This is a genomic window from Sphingopyxis sp. KK2, assembly GCF_001990265.1.
GTDB lineage: Bacteria > Pseudomonadota > Alphaproteobacteria > Sphingomonadales > Sphingomonadaceae > Sphingopyxis.
This window is the reverse complement of record NZ_LYVN01000089.1, coordinates 1-16973: the sequence shown is the minus strand read 5'-3', so window position 1 is coordinate 16973 and position 16973 is coordinate 1. Positions and strand designations below refer to the sequence as shown.

Here is a 16973-nt window from a genome sequence, read left to right as displayed (position 1 = left end):
CGTCGAGCGACAGGCCGCCCGTCGTGCCGTCGGCGGTGGTGGCCCGTATGCCGCTGGCGCCGCCCGTCGCGGTGCCGCGCGAAACCAGCACCGCCTCGCCCGTGCCGCCAAAGCTCATGGTCAGCCCGTTGCGCACGCCGGTGCTGTTGGTGGCGTCGATCCGGATCGCGCCCAAACTGGAGACGAACAATCCGTCGCCGCCGGTACCGGTCAGCGTGCCGGTCGAGGTGAAATCGATGCTGCTTTCGCTGCCCGACGTGCTCATGATCACGCCGTTAATCCCGGTTACATCGACGACATCGGCATCGATCGCGCCGCGCCCGAAGATGTTGAGCCCGGTGCCGTCGGCCCCCGTCAGCGCGCCCGTCGCGACGAGCGCGATATCGCCCGCACCGAGCGCGGTCAGGATGACGCCATTGCGTCCGCCGGTCACCTCGTTCACCGCGACATCGACGTCGCCGACGCCGTTGCTCGCCAGTTCGACGCGCACGCCGGTTTCGGCGGCGACGACCGGGCCGGCGATCGACAGGTCGACCGGCCCATTGCCCTGCGCGGTAATGATCACACCGTCGGTCGCCCCGGTGACGGCGGCCAGATCGACGCTGATCGCGCCCGCGTTCGAGCCCGAAACGATCTCGACCCCGCGCCCTTCGCGTCCCTCGACCAGACCGGTCGCGGTCAACGTCGCCGATCCCTGGCCGAGGTTGCGGATCAAGATGCCTGCGCGGCCCTCGACCCCCGCGACGTTGGCGACGACATCGCCGGCATTGCCACCGGTGACGATGTTCAGGCCATTGCCGCTGATGTCGCTTTCCTGCGACCGGACATTGTTGCTGAGCAACTGCCCCTCGGCAGTGACGATCGTGCGCCCGCTCCCCTGGTTGCTGACCGAGACCGCAGTGGCGCCCGACGTGACCGGGCCGCGCGCGGTAACGATCAGGTCCTTGGCCGTCGCGCCGTTGCCGGCGGAAATGCCCTGCCGACCCGCGACATCGACCGCGCCGTTCACGGTGATCATGGTCGAACCGGCGCCAAGATTGCTGACGTTGATGCCGCCACCAATACCCGCGAGGTCATTCGCCTCGATGACCAGATCGCCGCCGGCGCCCTGCACGCTGTGGAAGCCGATGATCGCGAAGCCCTCGCTGCCCGTCGCGCTTGCAGTCCCGGTCGAGGCGATACGGATCGCACCCGTGCCACCGCGATTCTCGACCCCGATGCCCGAGGTGCCGCCGGCGGCGTTGTTCGAGATCACCTCCGAATCGCCGCCGCTGCCAGCCAGTGCAACGATGGTGATGCCGGTGGTCGCGCCGGTTACGGTCCCCGTCGCCTCGACAATCACACCGCCGGTGCCGGCATTGTTGGTGATGATCCCCGCGCGACCGCCGCCGGTGATGTCGCCGCCGGTCCGGATGACGATGCGCGACGCGCCGCCGCCATTGCCCACCGCGATCCCGTCGCGACCGCGGCCGATGATCGTCGAGGCGTTGGCATCGTCATAGGTCAGCGATCCCGGGCCAGAGATGACGAGACCGTTGCCCGGGCTGTCGATCGAGAAGCCCGGCTCGGTGGTCACAGTGATCGAGCCGCCGTTGCCGACGCTCTGCTCGGTCATGTTTTCGCCCGCGCAGGTGGCGGTGCCGCCCGGCTGGACGACGCATTGCGCAAAAGCAGGCGACGCTCCGGTCATCGCGAAACCGGCGGTCGCGGACAGGAGCGCGGCGCGGACAAGGCGGCGCCGACGATCGGAAGCGGAGATGGTGATGGACATCGGACAGAAACCCCAAGGCTGAAAGTCTGGACTGACCGGCCTGTGGCCAACGCTTTGCGAGGGCCCGTCCGATCGGGGGAGTGTCTGCGGGTTGGTGGCTTTCCGCACCAAGTTGCAACTTGTTGCATCCAGTGGTTTCATGTTGCGGCGGCGCGCATGCGCGCGTCGGCTCAGTGCGCCGTGTGGCGATCCTGGCGGCAGCGGGGGAACGAAGAAGAGATGGCGGAGACGGAGTCTGTCGAACTACGCATGTAATCCGTTGAATTTACAGAACTAAAATCGCCTCAACCTCGAAAGACCACGCTATAGACCACACGCGACGCTGAAAATAATTCCTTGGAAAAACAACGCTTTGTAGCCTCAGTTCGATAGAGGCTCTGGGAATCGAACTCAAGGTACAGCGACCATTTTGGACATAAATTATTGCTTCGTCGTTCACCACTCATTTGGCGATGAAGAGCAGCGCGGACGGCAGTATTAACTGCCGGGTTTCTCTTGCTTTCGCAACTTGGCGAACTCGCGGTCACCATCGATGAAGCTGCTGAGCATATAGGGGATCAGCGCAGCGGGCTTTTCATGGACGTTATAGGCTTTCGCGTAGGCTGCGGCGTAGTCGGCAAGCGCAGCCTCCAGATCGGGCAATATCTCGATCTGCAACTTCACGGGCTTACGGTCGGGAATTTTGGCGAGCTTCAGGTCAGGCATCGATCAGCTCCAAGGCCTGAGGATCAGGTCCCGCGTCAACAACACGCGAAGTGGCGAGCCAGGGCGGATCGTGATCGTCGGCTCGATGTCGAGGGAGCGCCCGACAAGTTGATCGCCAGCACGGCCCCCGCTTTGCTGCACGGATTCACGAAGGGCGCGAGCAAGCTCGCTCTCCTCATTCCCGAGCGAAAGCTCTGTGCTGACCCCAAGGAGCGTCGACAAGGCCACGCCTTTTAGCAGGGTTCCGCCGTGGAAATTGACGCGGTCGGCTAGGCCCGAATATCCGGACTTGTCGCTCGCGGGCATATCCTCGATCCGAACCGAGGAGGCGTCAGGCCAGATGATGCGCTGCCAGATCACGAATGCACGGCGCTGGCCGAACGTGATGTCACTCTCGTAGCGGCCAATTAGCCGGGCACCTTGGGGTATCAGGAGGGTCTTGCCCGTGATGCTGTCGAAGGCATTGTCGGTGACCTGCGCGACGACGGTTCCGGGTAGATCGCTGTTGATGCCTGTTATCAAGCTTGCCGAGATGATGCTGCCGCTGGTCATGATCCAGGGCGACGCCGCATCCTGGATGCTGTACGGATTGACATCGCGATCGTCCGCGCCGCCAGAATTTTTCGCATTGGTCGCAACAGGCGCCGCAGGTGTCGGCTGCGGCGCCGGGCCGCGGGCTCCGCCTAGCGACATCAACACAGCCGACTGACGGGCGGCCATCTGCTCAGCGATCGCTCGTGCGCGTTCGGCCGCCGCCGCCTCGGCCCCAGGATCCACGCCGACGACGGGTGGCGCGCTTGCCATCTCGCGCTGCTTTTCGAGGATCGGCCGCCCGAGGTCACCCGGAAGTGGCGGGCCGAGCTTCGGCACATCGGCATAACTGCCCGGCGCTGACGCCAAGGCCTCCGGCTTGCCGCCCTGTCTTCCTTCGAACATTTCTTCGCCGGTTGCCGCAAGTTTGAACGACGCTGGGCTGAGCGCGAACCAGGACAGGCCTGCGATGACCGCCGCCGTCGCGCCAGCGAGCCCGATCAGGACCGGGCGCCGAAACCGAACGACGCGTCGCGGGCTGCCACGCAGCACGAGCGTTTCGGGATCAACCTTCACGCTCGACGAGGCCTGCGGTGCTTGATCTGCGGCGCGCTCGCGGTCCAGCCCTGCGTTCGCTGCGCGCTCTTCGAGCGACGCGGTCACTTCGCCGCCCCCGAGGGTGACTTGCGAACGATGCGGACGATCACCTGCTTCTTGGCGCCGTGCCGTAGCTCGGCGCGCTCGAAAAGCCGGTCGACGATGTAGAAACGGCCCGAGACGCGGTAGTTGACAAGTTCCGCGCTGCCGTCGTCACCGGTGATGAAGAGCGGCGGCGCCTCTCCCTGCCCGAGCGTGGCGGGAAACTCGATGAAGACTTGGCGGCCGTCGTCGAAGGCGCGAAGCGGCCGCCATGCGGGCTTGTCCCCACGGATGGTATAGGCGAAGCCGAAATTGACCGGCTCGATTGATGCATGGGCAGGCGCGGACTCCCGAACTCTCTCAGCCGCACGCCGGATCGCGATTAGGCTGTCGTCGGGATAGCTCCACGAGATCGCCGCCATCGCGGTGCGCGTGGTGCTGGTCAGCGCGACATGATAAACCCGCCTGTCCGTTGTGATGATCAGGTTGGTGGAAAGGCCCGGGGCGAGCGGCTTGATCATGATGTGAACGCGGCGACTGTCCCCTGCCCCGCTCACCGTGTCGCCGACGATCCAGCGCGCCGTGTCTCCCGCGGCGACCGATTGCAGCGCTTCGCCTTCCTGAAGCGCGATGTCGGTTACATGTTCGGGCGCAGCGATCAGCCGAAAGACGTCGCCTTCGACATAGGGATAGGTCTGGACCGCGCCGCGATAATCCTGCGCGCGTGGTTCCTTGAGCGCCGCCGCGGTGCCGGCGCGAACTCGCTCGGCCGGGCTACCGTTCGAGGCGACTGCCGGAGAATGCAGGATCGTTACGGCAGCGATGGCTGCCAAGAATGCCTTGGACATGTTCATTCTCCCTGATTTGCGGGGGTGGTCGCGCTCGGCGGCGCGGCGGTGCTGGCAATTGTCAGCGCAGAAGCGGCAGGCGCAGCCGGTGAAGGCGATGCCTCTTCGAACTCGCGGCTCCAGTCGATCGCCTCCACATAGAGGCCGAGAGGGTTCTTCCGCAGAACATCGGCCGACCGCGGCGGCTTGACGGCGACGGTGAGGATCGCCGTCCATCGCGAGGTCGATGCAAGGCTGCCCCGCTCATAAACGGTCTCGCGCCATTTGACCTGGAACGAGCGCGGCGACGCGCGCACGACGCTGCTGATCTCGACCGAGACCGAGCGCGCCCCGATCTGCGCGAAGGGATCGGCTGCGCGGGCATATTCGCCGAGGAATACTTCGCCGCGGCCGCGCACGAAGTCATAAGCCGACAGCCAGTTTTCGCGCATAACGACCGGATCGAGCGAGACGCCGCGGACGTTCGACACGAAGCGACCGAGCGCCCAGGCGATCTGCGGATCGGTCGGATTATAGTCCTCGATCGCTGGCGCGACGCTGCGCGCTTCGCCGAGCCGGTCAGTCTCGACGACATAGGGAATTACCCGGCTCTGCACCGATTGCCATGCGAGTGCGCCCGCGAGCCCCATCGACAAGGCGAGCCCGCCGAATGCCATCAGGCGCCAGCTTCGCGCCTGCACGCGCGCGGAGCCGATCCGGTCATCCCATTCCTGCGCCGCGCGCTGATGAGGCGTCGCCGGTTCGGGGGTGCGGCCGTAGCGCTGCACTGGGCGTCTGAACTTCATTTCAATCCTCCTTCTCGGCAATATCCGGCGCCGCGCCGCTGCCGCCGCGATCGCCGCTCGAAATCGTGTGCATGGCTGCCTGGCGCGCCGATCGGCGGCGCTGGTCCGACTTCAGGTCGTTGGCCCAGGCTGGCGCGGCCTCTGAGGCGGCGGCGGCACTTGCCGATGCAGCGCTCGCTGCGCTGGGCTTGGTGCCGGCTTTCCACGCGGCATCACGTCCGGTAGACGCGGCCTCGCCGAGGCCGAGCGATTGCGTTCCGCGGCGCGTCACATTGGCGGCAGCGCCCTTCGCGGCCGTCGCGACACCCGAAAGACCGGCGCCGACGCTTGTCGAGCCCGACGTCTCCTGACCAAGGCGGTAAGCTGTGTGCGCCGCGGAACCCATCGAGGTGCCGGCGCGAACGGCGCCGAGCGCGGCACCGCCACCGGCTCGCGCGGCCGCAAGGCCGGCGCCGCCACCGACGATCATGGTCCCCGCTGCAGCAGCCACCGTGCCGACCGCGGCCCCAGCACCAAGCTGCGGCGCGCCTGCGACCAGACCCGAGGCGATGCTGGGACCGAAGATGCCAAGGCCGACGAGGGCGAGCGCGCCGAGCGCGAGGCTCATCGCCTGTTCGATGTCGGGCTCCGAGCCAGCCATATTGCTGAGAAAATCAGGAAAGAATCCCGACCCAATGCCGACTATGACGCCGAGCACCATGACCTTGACGCCCGAGGTGATCACCGCTCCGAGGACGCGTTCGGCGAGGAACGCCGTGCGGTTCCAGAGCGCGAAAGGGACGAGGGTGAAACCCGCCAACGTCACCAGCTTGAACTCGATGATCGTGACGAAGAGCTGCACCGCCAGGATGAAAAAGGCGAGGATCGTCAAAACCCAGGCGATCAGCAGCACGACGATCTCGAGGAAATTCTCGAAGAAGGCGATCGGACCCAGCAGATCCTTGATCTGGTCGATCAGCGGATGCGCCGCTTCGAAGCCCACGCCGGCAAGATGGCCTGGCTTCAGCAATTCCTCGGCCGAAATCGAGCCGCCACCCGCGGTGATGCCAAGCCCCGCAAAGGAGCGGAAGATGATGTCGGCCAGCGTGTCGAAGCTGTTCAGGATGAGCGCGAAGAAACCGACATAGAGGATCTTTTTCAGGAGCTTCGCGATCACGTCATTCTCGCCGCCCATCGCCCAGAAGAGCCCTGCGAGCGTGATGTCGATCCCGATGAGCACACTGGTGAGAAAAGCCACGTCGCCGCCGAGCAGCCCGAAGCCGCTGTCGATGTAGCGGACGAACGCTTCGAGAAAACCATCGATCACGTTGAGATCGTCCATCGGGTGCGTCTTTCGATTACGGCGCCGGGAGCGGCGTCGGGGGAAGTATCCGCGGAGTTCCGGTGGGAGCGATCGGAACCCCGCGGCGGACGGCGCGGACTTGGAGAGGGGGCTGCCGTGCCGCCCGTGTGGCGTCAGGGCGCGATCAGTCGCGCTTCGGCGTGTAGGCCTTGCCGTCGCCGAGGAAGCGGCGCGTGCGCTCGCGCGCTTCGGCAGCGGTCTGCGCCGCGTCGGCGCGCTCGAGCGCCTCGGCCTGGAACTGCGCCGCCATCATCTGCTGCAGCTGCATCTGCTGCTTCGATGCGAGCGCCAGAAGCTGGTTGGTCACCTGCGCGACCTGCAAGCTTCCCTCGGCCGCATTGCTCCGTGCCGATAGGTCGGCGAGCGCCTGCGCATCCTCCCTCACATTGGCGACGATCCGCGACTGGACGCCGAGCGTGCGCCGGTAGGCGCCCATCGCAGCCTCGAGCCGCGCCTTGGCGTCGGCGACCTGCGAGGTGCGCGTCCGCACGGCGAAGTTTTTCGGGAACAGCGCGGCGAGCTTGGCGTCGAGCTGGTCGACGCCGAAGTCGATCCTTTCGGCCTTGCCCATCAGTTCTTCGACCTTGCCGAGGTTGGCCTTCAGCTTTTCGAGTTCCGGGAAATCGACGCGCTTCAAATGCTTGTCCATATTGGCTAGCACCTTCGCCTCGTTCTGGAGCTGCTGGATCTGCTGGTCGATCTGCTGCAGCGTCCGCGCCGCGGTGAGCAGGTTTTGCGTGTAGTTCGCCTGGTCGAACACCGGCATCGCCTGCGCAGGCACGACCGCGACGATCGTCGCGGGTGCGAGCACAGCCGCAGTCAAGGCAATCAGGAATTTTTTCATCTTCATTCTCCTTCAGGGGGGATGGGTTCGGCGGCGCCGCGCGCCGGAAAGTCGCCAAGGAGGTCCGCGGCCCACTGGAGACCGCTGTCGCGGAGCCAGTGCTCCGCGAACTGATCGGGACCATGTTCGGCGATAATCGCGTCGATGCGCGCCTGCGCCGCGGGATCGGACGCGCCGCAGAAAGCGAGTGCGACGGGGCCAAGCCCAAGCTCGAAGAGCCGGTTGCCGCGGGTCGACTGGAGATAATATTGCCGCTTGGGGATCGCGCGCGCGACGAGCTCGATCTGCGTTTCGTTGAGCCCGAACGCCGCATAAGCAGCCCGGCTCTGGGGTTCGACCGCACGGTCGTTGGGAAGCAGGATGCGCTGCGGGCAGCTTTCGACGATCGCCGGCGCGATGCTGCTTGTAGCGACGTCGGCTAGGCTATGCGTCGCAAAGATCACCGCGACATTTTTCTTGCGCAGCACCTTCAACCACTCGCGAATGCGCGCCGCGAAGAGCGGGTTGTCGAGAAAAATCCAGGCTTCGTCGAGTATGAGCAAGGTCGGACGGCCGTCGAACCGCGCCTCGAGACGGTGGAAGAGGTAGGAGAGCACCGGCTCGACGACGCTCGCCTGCCCCATCAGCGCTTCGGTCTCGAAGCATTCGATATCGCCGAGCGAAAGCCCTTCCTCGGCCGCGTCGAGCAGGCGACCATGCGGCCCTTCGAGCGTGAAGGGCTGGATCGCGGCTTTCAGCGCATTTGACTGAAGCAGCAGCGAAAGCCCCGTGAGCGTGCGCTCGCGTCGCGGCGCCGTCCCAAGGCTCTGGAGCGCCGACCAGATCGCGTCCTTGATACCGGGTGTGATGAGCACGCCCTCATGCGCAACGAGCGCGGCGACCCAATCGGCAGCCCAGCTCCGCTCTTCGTCGCGGTCGATGCCGGCGAGCGGCTGGAAGGCGAGAGTCTCTTCGCCGTCGCCGAGCGCGTGATGGCGGCCGCCCATCGCGAGCACTGCGGCGCGTGCCGAATTGCCCTTGTCGAAAATGTAGAGCTGCGCCTCAGCGTAGCGCCGGAACTGCAAGGCGATCAGCGCCAGCAGCACCGACTTGCCCGCGCCGGTCGGCCCCGCGATCATCATATGGCCGACGTCGCCGACATGCGTCGACAGCCGGAACGGTGTCGAGCCGTTGGTCTCGGCGTAAAGCAGTGGGGGACCGCCGAGATGGACGTTTGCCGAAGGCCCTGCCCATACCGACGATAGCGGCATCAGGTGCGCCAGATTGAGGCTGTGGACCAGCGGCTGGCGGACGTTCGCGTAAGTGTGACCGGGAAGCGATGAAAGCCAGGCTTCGACCGCGTTCACGCTCTCGCGGATCGCAGTGAACCCCAGCGAATGGACGATGCGTTGCACGGCCCGGAGCTTCTCCTCGGCGCGCGCGCGATCGACGTCAGACACGGTGATCGTAGTCGTCAGATAGCCGAATGAGACATGGTCCTGTCCGAGCGCCTGGAGCGCGGCATCGGCATCGACCACCTTGTTGTCGGCGTCGCTGTCGAGCAGCTGCGCCGGCAGGTTGTACATCACTTCGCGAACGAGCGCCGAGAGCGATTTGCGCTTGTTGAACCACTGACGGCGGATCTTTGTCAGCGCCGAGGTCGCATCGGTCTTGTCGAGCGCGATGAAGCGCGTCGTCCAGCGGTAGCCGAAATCCTCGCGGTTCAGCGCATCGAAGATGCCGGGGCGGCTCAATGAGGGAAAGCCGAGGACGGTGAGGGTCCGCAAATGCGCGTCGCCGAGCATCGGCTCGAGGCCGCCGGCGAGCGGGGTGTCGGCGAGCAGCGCGTCGAGATACATCGGCGTCTCCGGCACGCGCACGCGGTGGCGGTGCGGAGAGATGGCGCGGTGAAGATAAGTCAGCGTCTCGCTGTCATCGAGCACCCGCACCTCGGGCACGAAGGTCCCGAGCAGGTCGATGGCGCGGCGTGTCTCGGCCTCGAACCGCCCGACCGCTTCTTGCCAGTCGCGGCCCTGGATCGCGTCGGGGCGGTCGACGAGCGCCCTGCCCGCCTTGTCGCTCCTGTCGGCGGGCGGCATCCAGGCGAGCGTCATATGAAATATGCTCTCGAAATGCGGCTGATCGGCGCCTTCGAACGCCGCCCGGCGCTCGGCGTCGACGAGCCACGACGCGGCATCGGGAAAATCGCTCGAAGGATAGCCAAGCGCCTCGACGCGCTCGGCCTCGAAGAAGAGCGCCCATCCCGAGCCGAAGCGCTTCAGGAGATTGTTGGCGCGCGCGCAGGCGGCGACGAGTTCGCTCTCCGTCGCGCTGTCGAGATCGGGACCACGAAAGCGGACGCTGCGCTGAAAGCTGCCATCCTTGTTGAGAATGATACCCGGAGCGACGAGCGCAGCCCAAGGCAGGTGATCGGCAAGACGATCGGCGAGCTGGCGATATTCGCCCAGATTCAGCATGATATTGCCTTCAACATGTGAATTCGCCTTTCTGGCGGATGTGCCGCGCGAGCACGGCGGCAAAATCGGGATCGCGTTTGGCCGCGAACACCATCACGGTGTGGCCGAGCGCCCAGAGGATGAGGCCCGCGACCCACTGCTGGAGGCCGAGCCCCATTGCGGTCGCGACCGTCCCGTTGACGATCGCGAGGCCGCGCGGCGCGCCGCCGAGCAGGATCGGCTCGGCGAGCGCGCGGTGGATAGGCGCTTCATATCCTTCGAGGTGGCTCACGCGACGAGCGCCCCGCCGCCGAAGCTGAAGAATGACAGGAAGAAGCTCGACGCCGCGAAGGCGATCGAAAGCCCGAACACAATCTGGATCAAGCGGCGGAAACCGCCCGAGGTCTCACCGAAGGCGAGTGTCAGCCCGGTCGTGATGATGATGATCACCGCGACAATCTTGGCGACCGGTCCCTGAACCGATTCCAGTACCTTCTGCAGCGGCTCTTCCCACGGCATGCCAGAGCCGGCAGCGAGCGCTGCGGTGCCGAGACCGAGCGCGAGCCAGGCAGCAACCACGGGGCGCTCCGCACGCGCGAATGCAAGTGGGGTCAGGGACATGGATATTCTCCTTCGGGTTGGATGGGAAGTTCGGTGAGGACGTAGTCGCCCGAGGAGCTAACGCCCTCGACGCGCGCGATCGTCGCGATCCCGCGTGCCGCGCCGCGACCAGAGATGAAGACAATGAGGTCGATCGCCTCGGCGATCAGGCGCCGCGGGACGGTGACGACATTCTCTTGAACGAGCTGCTCGACACGCGTGAGCGCAGACGCCGCGCTATTGGCATGGACGGTCGCGATCCCGCCGGGATGGCCCGTGTTCCACGCCTTCAGCATGTCGAGCGCCTCGCCGCCGCGAACTTCGCCGACGATGATCCGGTCGGGCCGAAGCCGAAGGGTCGAGCGTACGAGATCGGCCATCGATACGGCGCCGGCGCGGGTACGAAGCTCGACGCGGTCGGCCGCAGGACATTGAAGCTCGCGCGTGTCCTCGATCAGGATAACGCGCTCTTCGAGTTCGGCCATCTCCGCGAGCAGCGCATTGGCGAGCGTCGTCTTTCCCGAGCTGGTGCCGCCAGCGACAAGGATGTTCTGGCGCTCGATGACCGCGAGCGACAGCAGCCTCGCCGCCTCCGGGCTGGCGATGCCGGCTTTCACATAGTCCAGGAGCGTGTAGACGCGTGCTGCAGGCTTGCGGATCGAGAAGCAGGGCGCAAGAGTGACCGGCGGCAACAGGCCTTCAAAGCGCTCGCCGGCACCCTCGCCATGTGGTGGAAGTTCCGCACTTACGATCGGCGCTGCACCATGGACCTCGGTCCGGGCGTGGCTGGCGACAAGGCGAATGATCCGCTCGACCTGATCGGCCGCCATCCGGACACCAGTATCGACCCGCCCTTCGCCGAGGATATCGACGCGAAGCGCTCCGTCGGGGTTGACCATGACCTCAATGACGTGGGCATTCGACAGCGCGGCTTCGATCGCCGGCCCCATTGCGCTCCGCAGCATCGTGCGGCGGCGATCTGCGGTTTCGGCCGAACTCATGGCTCGACCTCGATGCCGAAGCTGCCGCGCCCGTCGCGGAACGCTTCGGCCACCTTCATCGTGAACCATTCGAACCGGTCGCGCCCCTGCGCGCGCGCCGCATCATCATTCTCGGCGACGGGCGGGACCGAAGTCAGCAGGTAGCGTACGAGCAGCGCCAAGATCTCTATCTCGATCTGGCTGTTGCGCTCGATCCGCGACAAGGCGCGCGTCAGTCGGTCGAGCCGCGCGCCGAAACGGTCCTGAAGTTCACTGGTTCCCTTGCGATCGAGCCATGCGCCGAGCGCTTCGGCGAGGATCGACGAGCGCGTAACACCAGGACGACGAGCGAGTTCGCCAAGCCGAGCGCTGATATCGCGCGGCAGGAACAGCTGGTGGCGCACCTGCCCACTGCGGACGCTGGCGCTCGCGCCGCTCACAATCCGAGCCCCAGCTGGTCACCACTGCGCGACACCGCTTCGTCCATGGCGTGCGCGGCGAGCACCGGGGCGAGCGGGCGCAACCGGTCCATGAGCCGCTTGTCGGCGGCGGGATTGTCGTCCTCGTCAAGGTTCAGTGGATTGGCGGGGCGCGGCGCCTCGGTCCACACGGGGGCTGCCTCGGCGAGTTCGGGCTCCTTCGCCTGCTGTGCGCCGCCATCCTCGACGACACCGTCGTCGATCGCGCCTTCGCCACCGACCGCAGAAACAAGTGCGGCAGCGACCAGGCCCGTCCAATCGTCCCCGCGCGGCGATGGGCGGTCAGCGTAGCGGCCATCCGCGAGGGACGGCGGGCTCCCAAGCCGCGACGTAAAGTTGCGATCCTCATAGTAGCGCAACTTCTTCGCGCGGATCGGCGCGAACCCCGCGACAAGAACCAGCTCATCGCCCGGCGGCAGCTGCATGACCTCGCCAGGGGTCAGCAAGGCTCGCGCGGTCTCCTGCCGGCTGACCATGACATGCGCGAGCCAGGGCGCGAGCCGGTGTCCGGCATAGTTGCGCATCGCGCGCTGTTCAGTTGCGGTCCCGAGCGCGTCGGAGATCCGCTTGGCGGTGCGTTCGTCGTTGGTGGCGAAAGCGACACGGACATGGCAATTGTCGAGGATGGCGTTGTTCTCGCCATAGGCTTTCGAGATTTGGTTGAGCGACTGCGCAATCAGGAAGGCCCTGATTCCATAGCCCGCCATGAAGGCGAGCGCGGTCTCGAAGAAGTCGAGGCGCCCCAGCGCTGGAAACTCGTCGAGCATGAGCAGCAGCTCGTGCCGGCGCACGGTCGAGGCACGATCGTCGAGTTTCTCGGTCAGCCGCCTTCCAATCTGGTTGAGCAGCAAGCGGATCAGCGGCTTCGTCCGTGATATGTCGGATGGCGGAATCACCAGGTAGAGCGAAAGCGGTCGCTCGGCCGAAACAAGATCGGCAATTCGCCAGTCACAGCGCGAGGTGACCGCCGCAACCGTCGGATCGCGATAGAGCCCGAGAAAGGACATCGCAGTGGACAGCACACCCGAACGCTCATTCTCACTCTTGTTGAGAAGCTCGCGCGCGGCCGACGCGACCAACGGATGGACCAGCGGCACATCCGGGGTCCCGAGATGATTGGTCCGCATCATCGCGACCAGCGTCGACGCGAAGCTCCGTGAAGGATCCGAGAGAAAAGTCGCGACGCGTGCGAGCGTCTTGTCTTCTTCGGCATAGAGAATGTGGAGGATCGCGCCGACGAGAAGCGAATGCGAAGTCTTCTCCCAGTGATTTCGTCGTTCGAGAGCACCCTCGGGATCGACGAGGATATCTGCAATATTCTGGACGTCGCGGATTTCGCAGTCACCGCTGCGAACCTCGAGCAGCGGGTTATATGCGGCCGAGCGGATATCGGTCGGATCGAAATAGAGGCAGTGTGAGAAACGCGATCGCCAAGCCGACGTCAGCTGCCAGTTTTCGCCCTTGATATCGTGAACGACGGCAGATCCGGTCCACGATAAGAGCGTCGGGACGACCAGGCCAACGCCCTTCCCGCTTCTCGTCGGCGCGAAAGCCATGACATGTTCGGGGCCGTTATGACGAAGATACTCGCCGCGCCAGCGCCCGAGGAAGACGCCGCGGTCACCGCGTAGTCCGGCTTCATCGATTTCCCGGGCACGCGCCCAGCGTGCCGACCCGTAGGTGGTGACCGAGCCCTTCTGCCGCGCGCGCCAGAGCGATCCGAAGATCGCGGCAGCGCAGCCTAAAAAACCACTCGCTCCTGCCAAGGCACCCGCCGCGTCAAAGACGTGCGGTGCATAAGCCTCGTAATGGTACCACCAGGGAAAGAGTGCCCATGGCCGATAGATCGGTACCGAGCCGATAAAGAACCAAGGAATCCCCAGTCTGGTCTGATAGCCGAGCATAGCGGCGGCCCACTGCGTCGCGCTCCAGACGCCCAAGAGGACGATCGCGAAGACGACCAGAATCTGGCCGATGAGCAATTTGGTCGGGGTCATTGTCGGGCTCCCGCCCGGGCGATGCCGCCGCGAGCTTCAAGCCATGAGAATCCTCACTTGCACGACAAAATTACAGTGTCCGCCCGACGCGCAGAGACGCTCCACCGACGCAAACAGGAACGCAGACGGCCGATTCGGACTATCCGCGCTTCACTTCTATGATCTTCCCGTCAGGCGGTGGCTTGCACGGGCATCACGACAAGGCGGATAATTTCGTGGACCGCTACAAAAATGGCCGAAACCGGTCTGGCGGCTTTCAGGTTCCGACGCGCGCATATCTCCACGCTCATTGTTGGTGAAGCGTGAATACGAAATGCTGATACCCGCTGAACGATCAGGATGCGGCAAAGCGAGTGCCGCTGTCGGGTTTTTACAAGTTATCTGAATGGTTTCGATGCAAAGGCAGCGCACAAGCTCGGTTTGTCGGGGCCAACGCGACCCAGGTCCAAGGCAGACGGAGGGGGGCGATGCTTCTTTTGGGACATCGTTGAAGCGGCGCAGTCTTGACGGCTGCGCCGCTTCTTTTCGATCAGGCTGAACCTCTCTCAACTGCGTCGAGCCGTTGTAGAACTGCCGTCCAGAAAAGGATTTCGTGATCAGCGCCGCGCTTCCGCGACCATTCCAGCTGGCGGCGGACCATAGTGGAAGCCTCTTGCGGCGCGCGTTCAAGAAGGCTGATTGCGCAGGCCTTAACACTCCGATCCGAGAGCAGTCCCGTGGTCACGGATGTGCGACCGCTTCGGCATACTCACGGATTTTATCGGTCGCGCCGAGTATTTGGGCATTTTGGTTCGATTGTGTTTCGATCACCGCCAGCAGGCGTTCAAGCAGCCGATCCAATTCGTCCGGCATACCCGAAACTCTAGCCAGCTCCGCGTACAAGCTGCCCGTGGCGGCCATTAGCACTGCGTTGTTCGCGGCTTGCGTCATCACCGCGCCTGCCAAATCGCGCAGCTTGCACATCAAGACGGTTTGCCCCCTTACCAACTCGTCCATTACCTCGCGATCTTTGGGGGTCATAACATGTCCTCAGCGGCTGGATTTGGACCTGAGACAAGGCAGTGGGAGCCGGACCATTACGACCCGGCCCGGCTCCTCCCATGGTGTGCCTTTGAAAGGTAGGCACTCAAAGGCTACTCTCCGCCACCCCCAGGGTTGCCGGAAAATCGCGCGTTATTGATCTAGATCAGGAAGAAATCTCCAAGGCCCCAATCCATATTGTATTTTTATACGCTGGAGTGGCCGATGAACGCGGTTGGCAAGGCCCCCGTTCCTCGCCGTACCCTCCCGCGCTCGCGGGCGAACAATGTGGCCTCAACCCTTTACGTTGTTCGCCCGCTCTTTTTTGTGCTGCCGTGAGATTGTTATGGAAACTATGCTCGAGGACTTCGTTTCGAGGATGGCCCCGCTGATATCCAGCGACAGCTTTAACGCTGGGTGCTGTGTTGGCTCTTTCAAATAGGCGGCAGTAGCGGACAGCATCCAGCCTGGGGAAAGGGCCAGCCTGGTAGTGAGCGGATCAGCCTGTAAATTTGCGTCCAGGCTGATCCGCTCGCGCTTGCGAAGCGGAGGTGGCGGCTCATCAGAACGAAACCGACGAACGCTACGCTGCTCCCCTGCCGCAATCGTTCGCGGTTAGATGGTCCGCCGGCTGGTTCCCCGTTTCCACTTACTCGGCGCGGCTTCTCGTCGGGAGTCTTCTGCCGGAGGTTCAGCCTTTGCTTGAAGGCCGTTAAGGGCAGTGTGTACGGCAGTGATGACAAGCGGAACGTCAGCTATTGCGACCTTATTGTTTCCGACATGTGCCGCGACGATGTCGGCAGTAAGAGTAACCATCACTTCGCTATCTTTCACAATCCGTCACTTTCATTCGGCCCCGCAGTCCGTCCTGCCGAGCGTCGCGATTTGATCGCGACAAATTTTTTCTCAACAAACCTTCGGGCGCACAAACGCGCTCGTTGATACAACCCAGTTCCTCGACGGTCCTTACGGCGAGGCCAGTCGCGCGCATTAACATAGGCTATAAGTTCGGCTTCGTCGGATCGATCCCGGTCGCCTGAAACTGCTCCAATGCCCACTCCGCGATTCCAAGCCTAAGATATGCGTCACCGCAGCCGGGCGCTCGTTGCTCGATGATCTCGCTCGCGGCAGCTTCTGCCCGTCGCCCCGCGTTTAAGTGGGCTTCGTTCACCCCCCCGGCGGCGAGGTCGGAACCATCGTCAAGCTCGCCTCGGTCATCCATGGCTTCAAGCGAGAACTGTGCATAACGTGCCTCAAGAGGGGACACGTCTGACTTGTCGAGGACCGCGAGCGCTGCGGCGATGGCGGCCTCAAGAACACCGGGCGGCACTTCCTCCGCGTCCCAAAGCTCCAGCCCCCTAAACTTGTCATCGTCCATAGTCAGGTTTCCCGATCAAAGTCACATCGCCCGCGTGCAGTCGCGGTGATCGATTGCACAACGCGCAGCAATTCGATGTGATCCTCGCCGTCGCAGCGAGCGACCGGTTCGCACCGTCGCAGAGATTGCGCATTTGCCGGCTGACGTCGGTCGCGGCCACAAGCAACCAGTTCGATTGGAAATTTCATTTCTCTCCCGCAGCTTAACATGCGTCAGTGGTATTTCTGGCAGTCACGAGATATTCTGAATTGGTCGTGGCGCGAAGGAACCCTTGAGAGCAAGCCTAGCTCTCTAAACACTGACGGTCCTTCGGGGCCGTCTTTTTTACGGTTCCGCGGTGAGCAGCTTTTCCGGCGGTCAGCGGTTTGCAATTGCCAGCCAAGTGCGCTTTCGGTCTACGACCGCGAACGACCGCTCATTGCCATTCAGCACTTTGCTGCGCTTGCCTGTAAATTCACTCTCGTTTCGATTCAGCAACACGGCAATTTTGAGCGCGCAGCGTGACAAACTTACCCTTCGCTCTCCGTGCATCCTGGACCGCTGCGCGCCTCATAACTCAGGGAATTTGCGCCGTGGTATAACTTGTGCGACCTTCCGCGAGCCGTGGCCGTGTGTTGCC

The 16973-nt window shown here is 64.2% G+C and carries 16 protein-coding genes; all 16 read right to left on the bottom strand.

Annotated features, from left to right (window positions below; genetic code table 11):
- Positions 1-1771 (bottom strand): hypothetical protein (locus tag B1A78_RS14635; RefSeq protein ID WP_144037844.1); only part of this gene is annotated, 1771 nt, incomplete at its 3' end.
- A gap of 477 nt (positions 1772-2248) precedes the next feature.
- Positions 2249-2476, bottom strand: coding sequence for a DUF2274 domain-containing protein (locus tag B1A78_RS14630; protein WP_077147668.1), 228 nt, complete (start codon positions 2474-2476; stop codon positions 2249-2251).
- 3 nt (positions 2477-2479) lie between these two features.
- On the bottom strand, positions 2480-3670 hold the full coding sequence (locus B1A78_RS14625) for a TrbI/VirB10 family protein (protein ID WP_256838443.1): 1191 nt from the start codon (positions 3668-3670) through the stop codon (positions 2480-2482).
- Entirely contained in the window at positions 3667-4494 is an 828-nt protein-coding gene (gene trbG / locus B1A78_RS14620; RefSeq protein ID WP_077147669.1) for a P-type conjugative transfer protein TrbG, read from the bottom strand. The genes B1A78_RS14625 and trbG overlap by 4 nt, the downstream gene beginning before the upstream one ends.
- Positions 4495-4496: 2 nt before the next feature.
- Entirely contained in the window at positions 4497-5279 is a 783-nt protein-coding gene (gene trbF / locus B1A78_RS14615; RefSeq protein ID WP_077147667.1) for a conjugal transfer protein TrbF, read from the bottom strand.
- Position 5280: 1 nt separating this feature from the next.
- The gene (gene trbL, locus B1A78_RS14610) at positions 5281-6600 is read right to left on the bottom strand and encodes a P-type conjugative transfer protein TrbL (RefSeq protein WP_077147666.1); all 1320 of its coding nucleotides are present in this window, start codon (positions 6598-6600) and stop codon (positions 5281-5283) included.
- Between the two features lie 145 nt (positions 6601-6745).
- Complete coding sequence (trbJ, locus tag B1A78_RS14605; protein ID WP_083734195.1) at positions 6746-7465, bottom strand: P-type conjugative transfer protein TrbJ; 720 nt, start codon at positions 7463-7465, stop codon at positions 6746-6748.
- Between the two features lie 2 nt (positions 7466-7467).
- Positions 7468-9921: a conjugal transfer protein TrbE gene (gene trbE, locus B1A78_RS14600; protein ID WP_077147664.1), complete on the bottom strand. Its 2454-nt coding sequence runs from the start codon at positions 9919-9921 to the stop codon at positions 7468-7470.
- Positions 9922-9931: 10 nt separating this feature from the next.
- A complete protein-coding gene (locus B1A78_RS14595) occupies positions 9932-10192 on the bottom strand; it encodes a VirB3 family type IV secretion system protein (RefSeq protein ID WP_077147663.1) in 261 nt (86 codons plus the stop codon).
- A complete protein-coding gene (locus tag B1A78_RS14590; protein ID WP_077147662.1) occupies positions 10189-10521 on the bottom strand; it encodes a TrbC/VirB2 family protein in 333 nt (110 codons plus the stop codon). The genes B1A78_RS14595 and B1A78_RS14590 overlap by 4 nt, the downstream gene beginning before the upstream one ends.
- Positions 10512-11501, bottom strand: a complete 990-nt coding sequence (trbB, locus tag B1A78_RS14585) for a P-type conjugative transfer ATPase TrbB (protein ID WP_077147661.1) — start codon at positions 11499-11501, stop codon at positions 10512-10514. Before trbB ends, B1A78_RS14590 begins: the two co-directional genes overlap by 10 nt.
- A complete protein-coding gene (locus B1A78_RS14580) occupies positions 11498-11920 on the bottom strand; it encodes a hypothetical protein (protein ID WP_077147660.1) in 423 nt (140 codons plus the stop codon). Before B1A78_RS14580 ends, trbB begins: the two co-directional genes overlap by 4 nt.
- Positions 11917-13956: a conjugal transfer protein TraG gene (locus tag B1A78_RS14575; protein ID WP_077147659.1), complete on the bottom strand. Its 2040-nt coding sequence runs from the start codon at positions 13954-13956 to the stop codon at positions 11917-11919. The genes B1A78_RS14580 and B1A78_RS14575 overlap by 4 nt, the downstream gene beginning before the upstream one ends.
- A 720-nt stretch (positions 13957-14676) precedes the next feature.
- The gene (locus tag B1A78_RS14570) at positions 14677-14976 is read right to left on the bottom strand and encodes a hypothetical protein (protein WP_077147658.1); all 300 of its coding nucleotides are present in this window, start codon (positions 14974-14976) and stop codon (positions 14677-14679) included.
- 615 nt (positions 14977-15591) lie between these two features.
- A complete protein-coding gene (locus B1A78_RS14565) occupies positions 15592-15792 on the bottom strand; it encodes a MucR family transcriptional regulator (RefSeq protein WP_077147657.1) in 201 nt (66 codons plus the stop codon).
- Between the two features lie 184 nt (positions 15793-15976).
- Positions 15977-16354 (bottom strand): hypothetical protein, encoded by a 378-nt coding sequence (locus B1A78_RS14560; RefSeq protein ID WP_077147656.1) that lies wholly within the window; start codon positions 16352-16354, stop codon positions 15977-15979.
- Positions 16355-16973: the final 619 nt, after the last annotated feature.

Bases quoted from the DNA above. Each gene is read 5' to 3' on its own strand.
- B1A78_RS14630 (WP_077147668.1), bottom strand. From the start codon at position 2,476: ATGCCTGACCTGAAGCTCGCCAAAATTCCCGACCGTAAGCCCGTGAAG.
- trbG (WP_077147669.1), bottom strand. From the start codon at position 4,494: ATGTCCAAGGCATTCTTGGCAGCCATCGCTGCCGTAACGATCCTGCAT.
- trbF (WP_077147667.1), bottom strand. From the start codon at position 5,279: ATGAAGTTCAGACGCCCAGTGCAGCGCTACGGCCGCACCCCCGAACCG.
- trbL (WP_077147666.1), bottom strand. From the start codon at position 6,600: ATGGACGATCTCAACGTGATCGATGGTTTTCTCGAAGCGTTCGTCCGC.
- trbJ (WP_083734195.1), bottom strand. From the start codon at position 7,465: ATGAAAAAATTCCTGATTGCCTTGACTGCGGCTGTGCTCGCACCCGCG.
- trbE (WP_077147664.1), bottom strand. From the start codon at position 9,921: ATGCTGAATCTGGGCGAATATCGCCAGCTCGCCGATCGTCTTGCCGAT.
- B1A78_RS14590 (WP_077147662.1), bottom strand. From the start codon at position 10,521: ATGTCCCTGACCCCACTTGCATTCGCGCGTGCGGAGCGCCCCGTGGTT.
- trbB (WP_077147661.1), bottom strand. From the start codon at position 11,501: ATGAGTTCGGCCGAAACCGCAGATCGCCGCCGCACGATGCTGCGGAGC.
- B1A78_RS14575 (WP_077147659.1), bottom strand. From the start codon at position 13,956: ATGACCCCGACCAAATTGCTCATCGGCCAGATTCTGGTCGTCTTCGCG.
- B1A78_RS14570 (WP_077147658.1), bottom strand. From the start codon at position 14,976: ATGACCCCCAAAGATCGCGAGGTAATGGACGAGTTGGTAAGGGGGCAA.
- B1A78_RS14565 (WP_077147657.1), bottom strand. From the start codon at position 15,792: ATGGTTACTCTTACTGCCGACATCGTCGCGGCACATGTCGGAAACAAT.
- B1A78_RS14560 (WP_077147656.1), bottom strand. From the start codon at position 16,354: ATGGACGATGACAAGTTTAGGGGGCTGGAGCTTTGGGACGCGGAGGAA.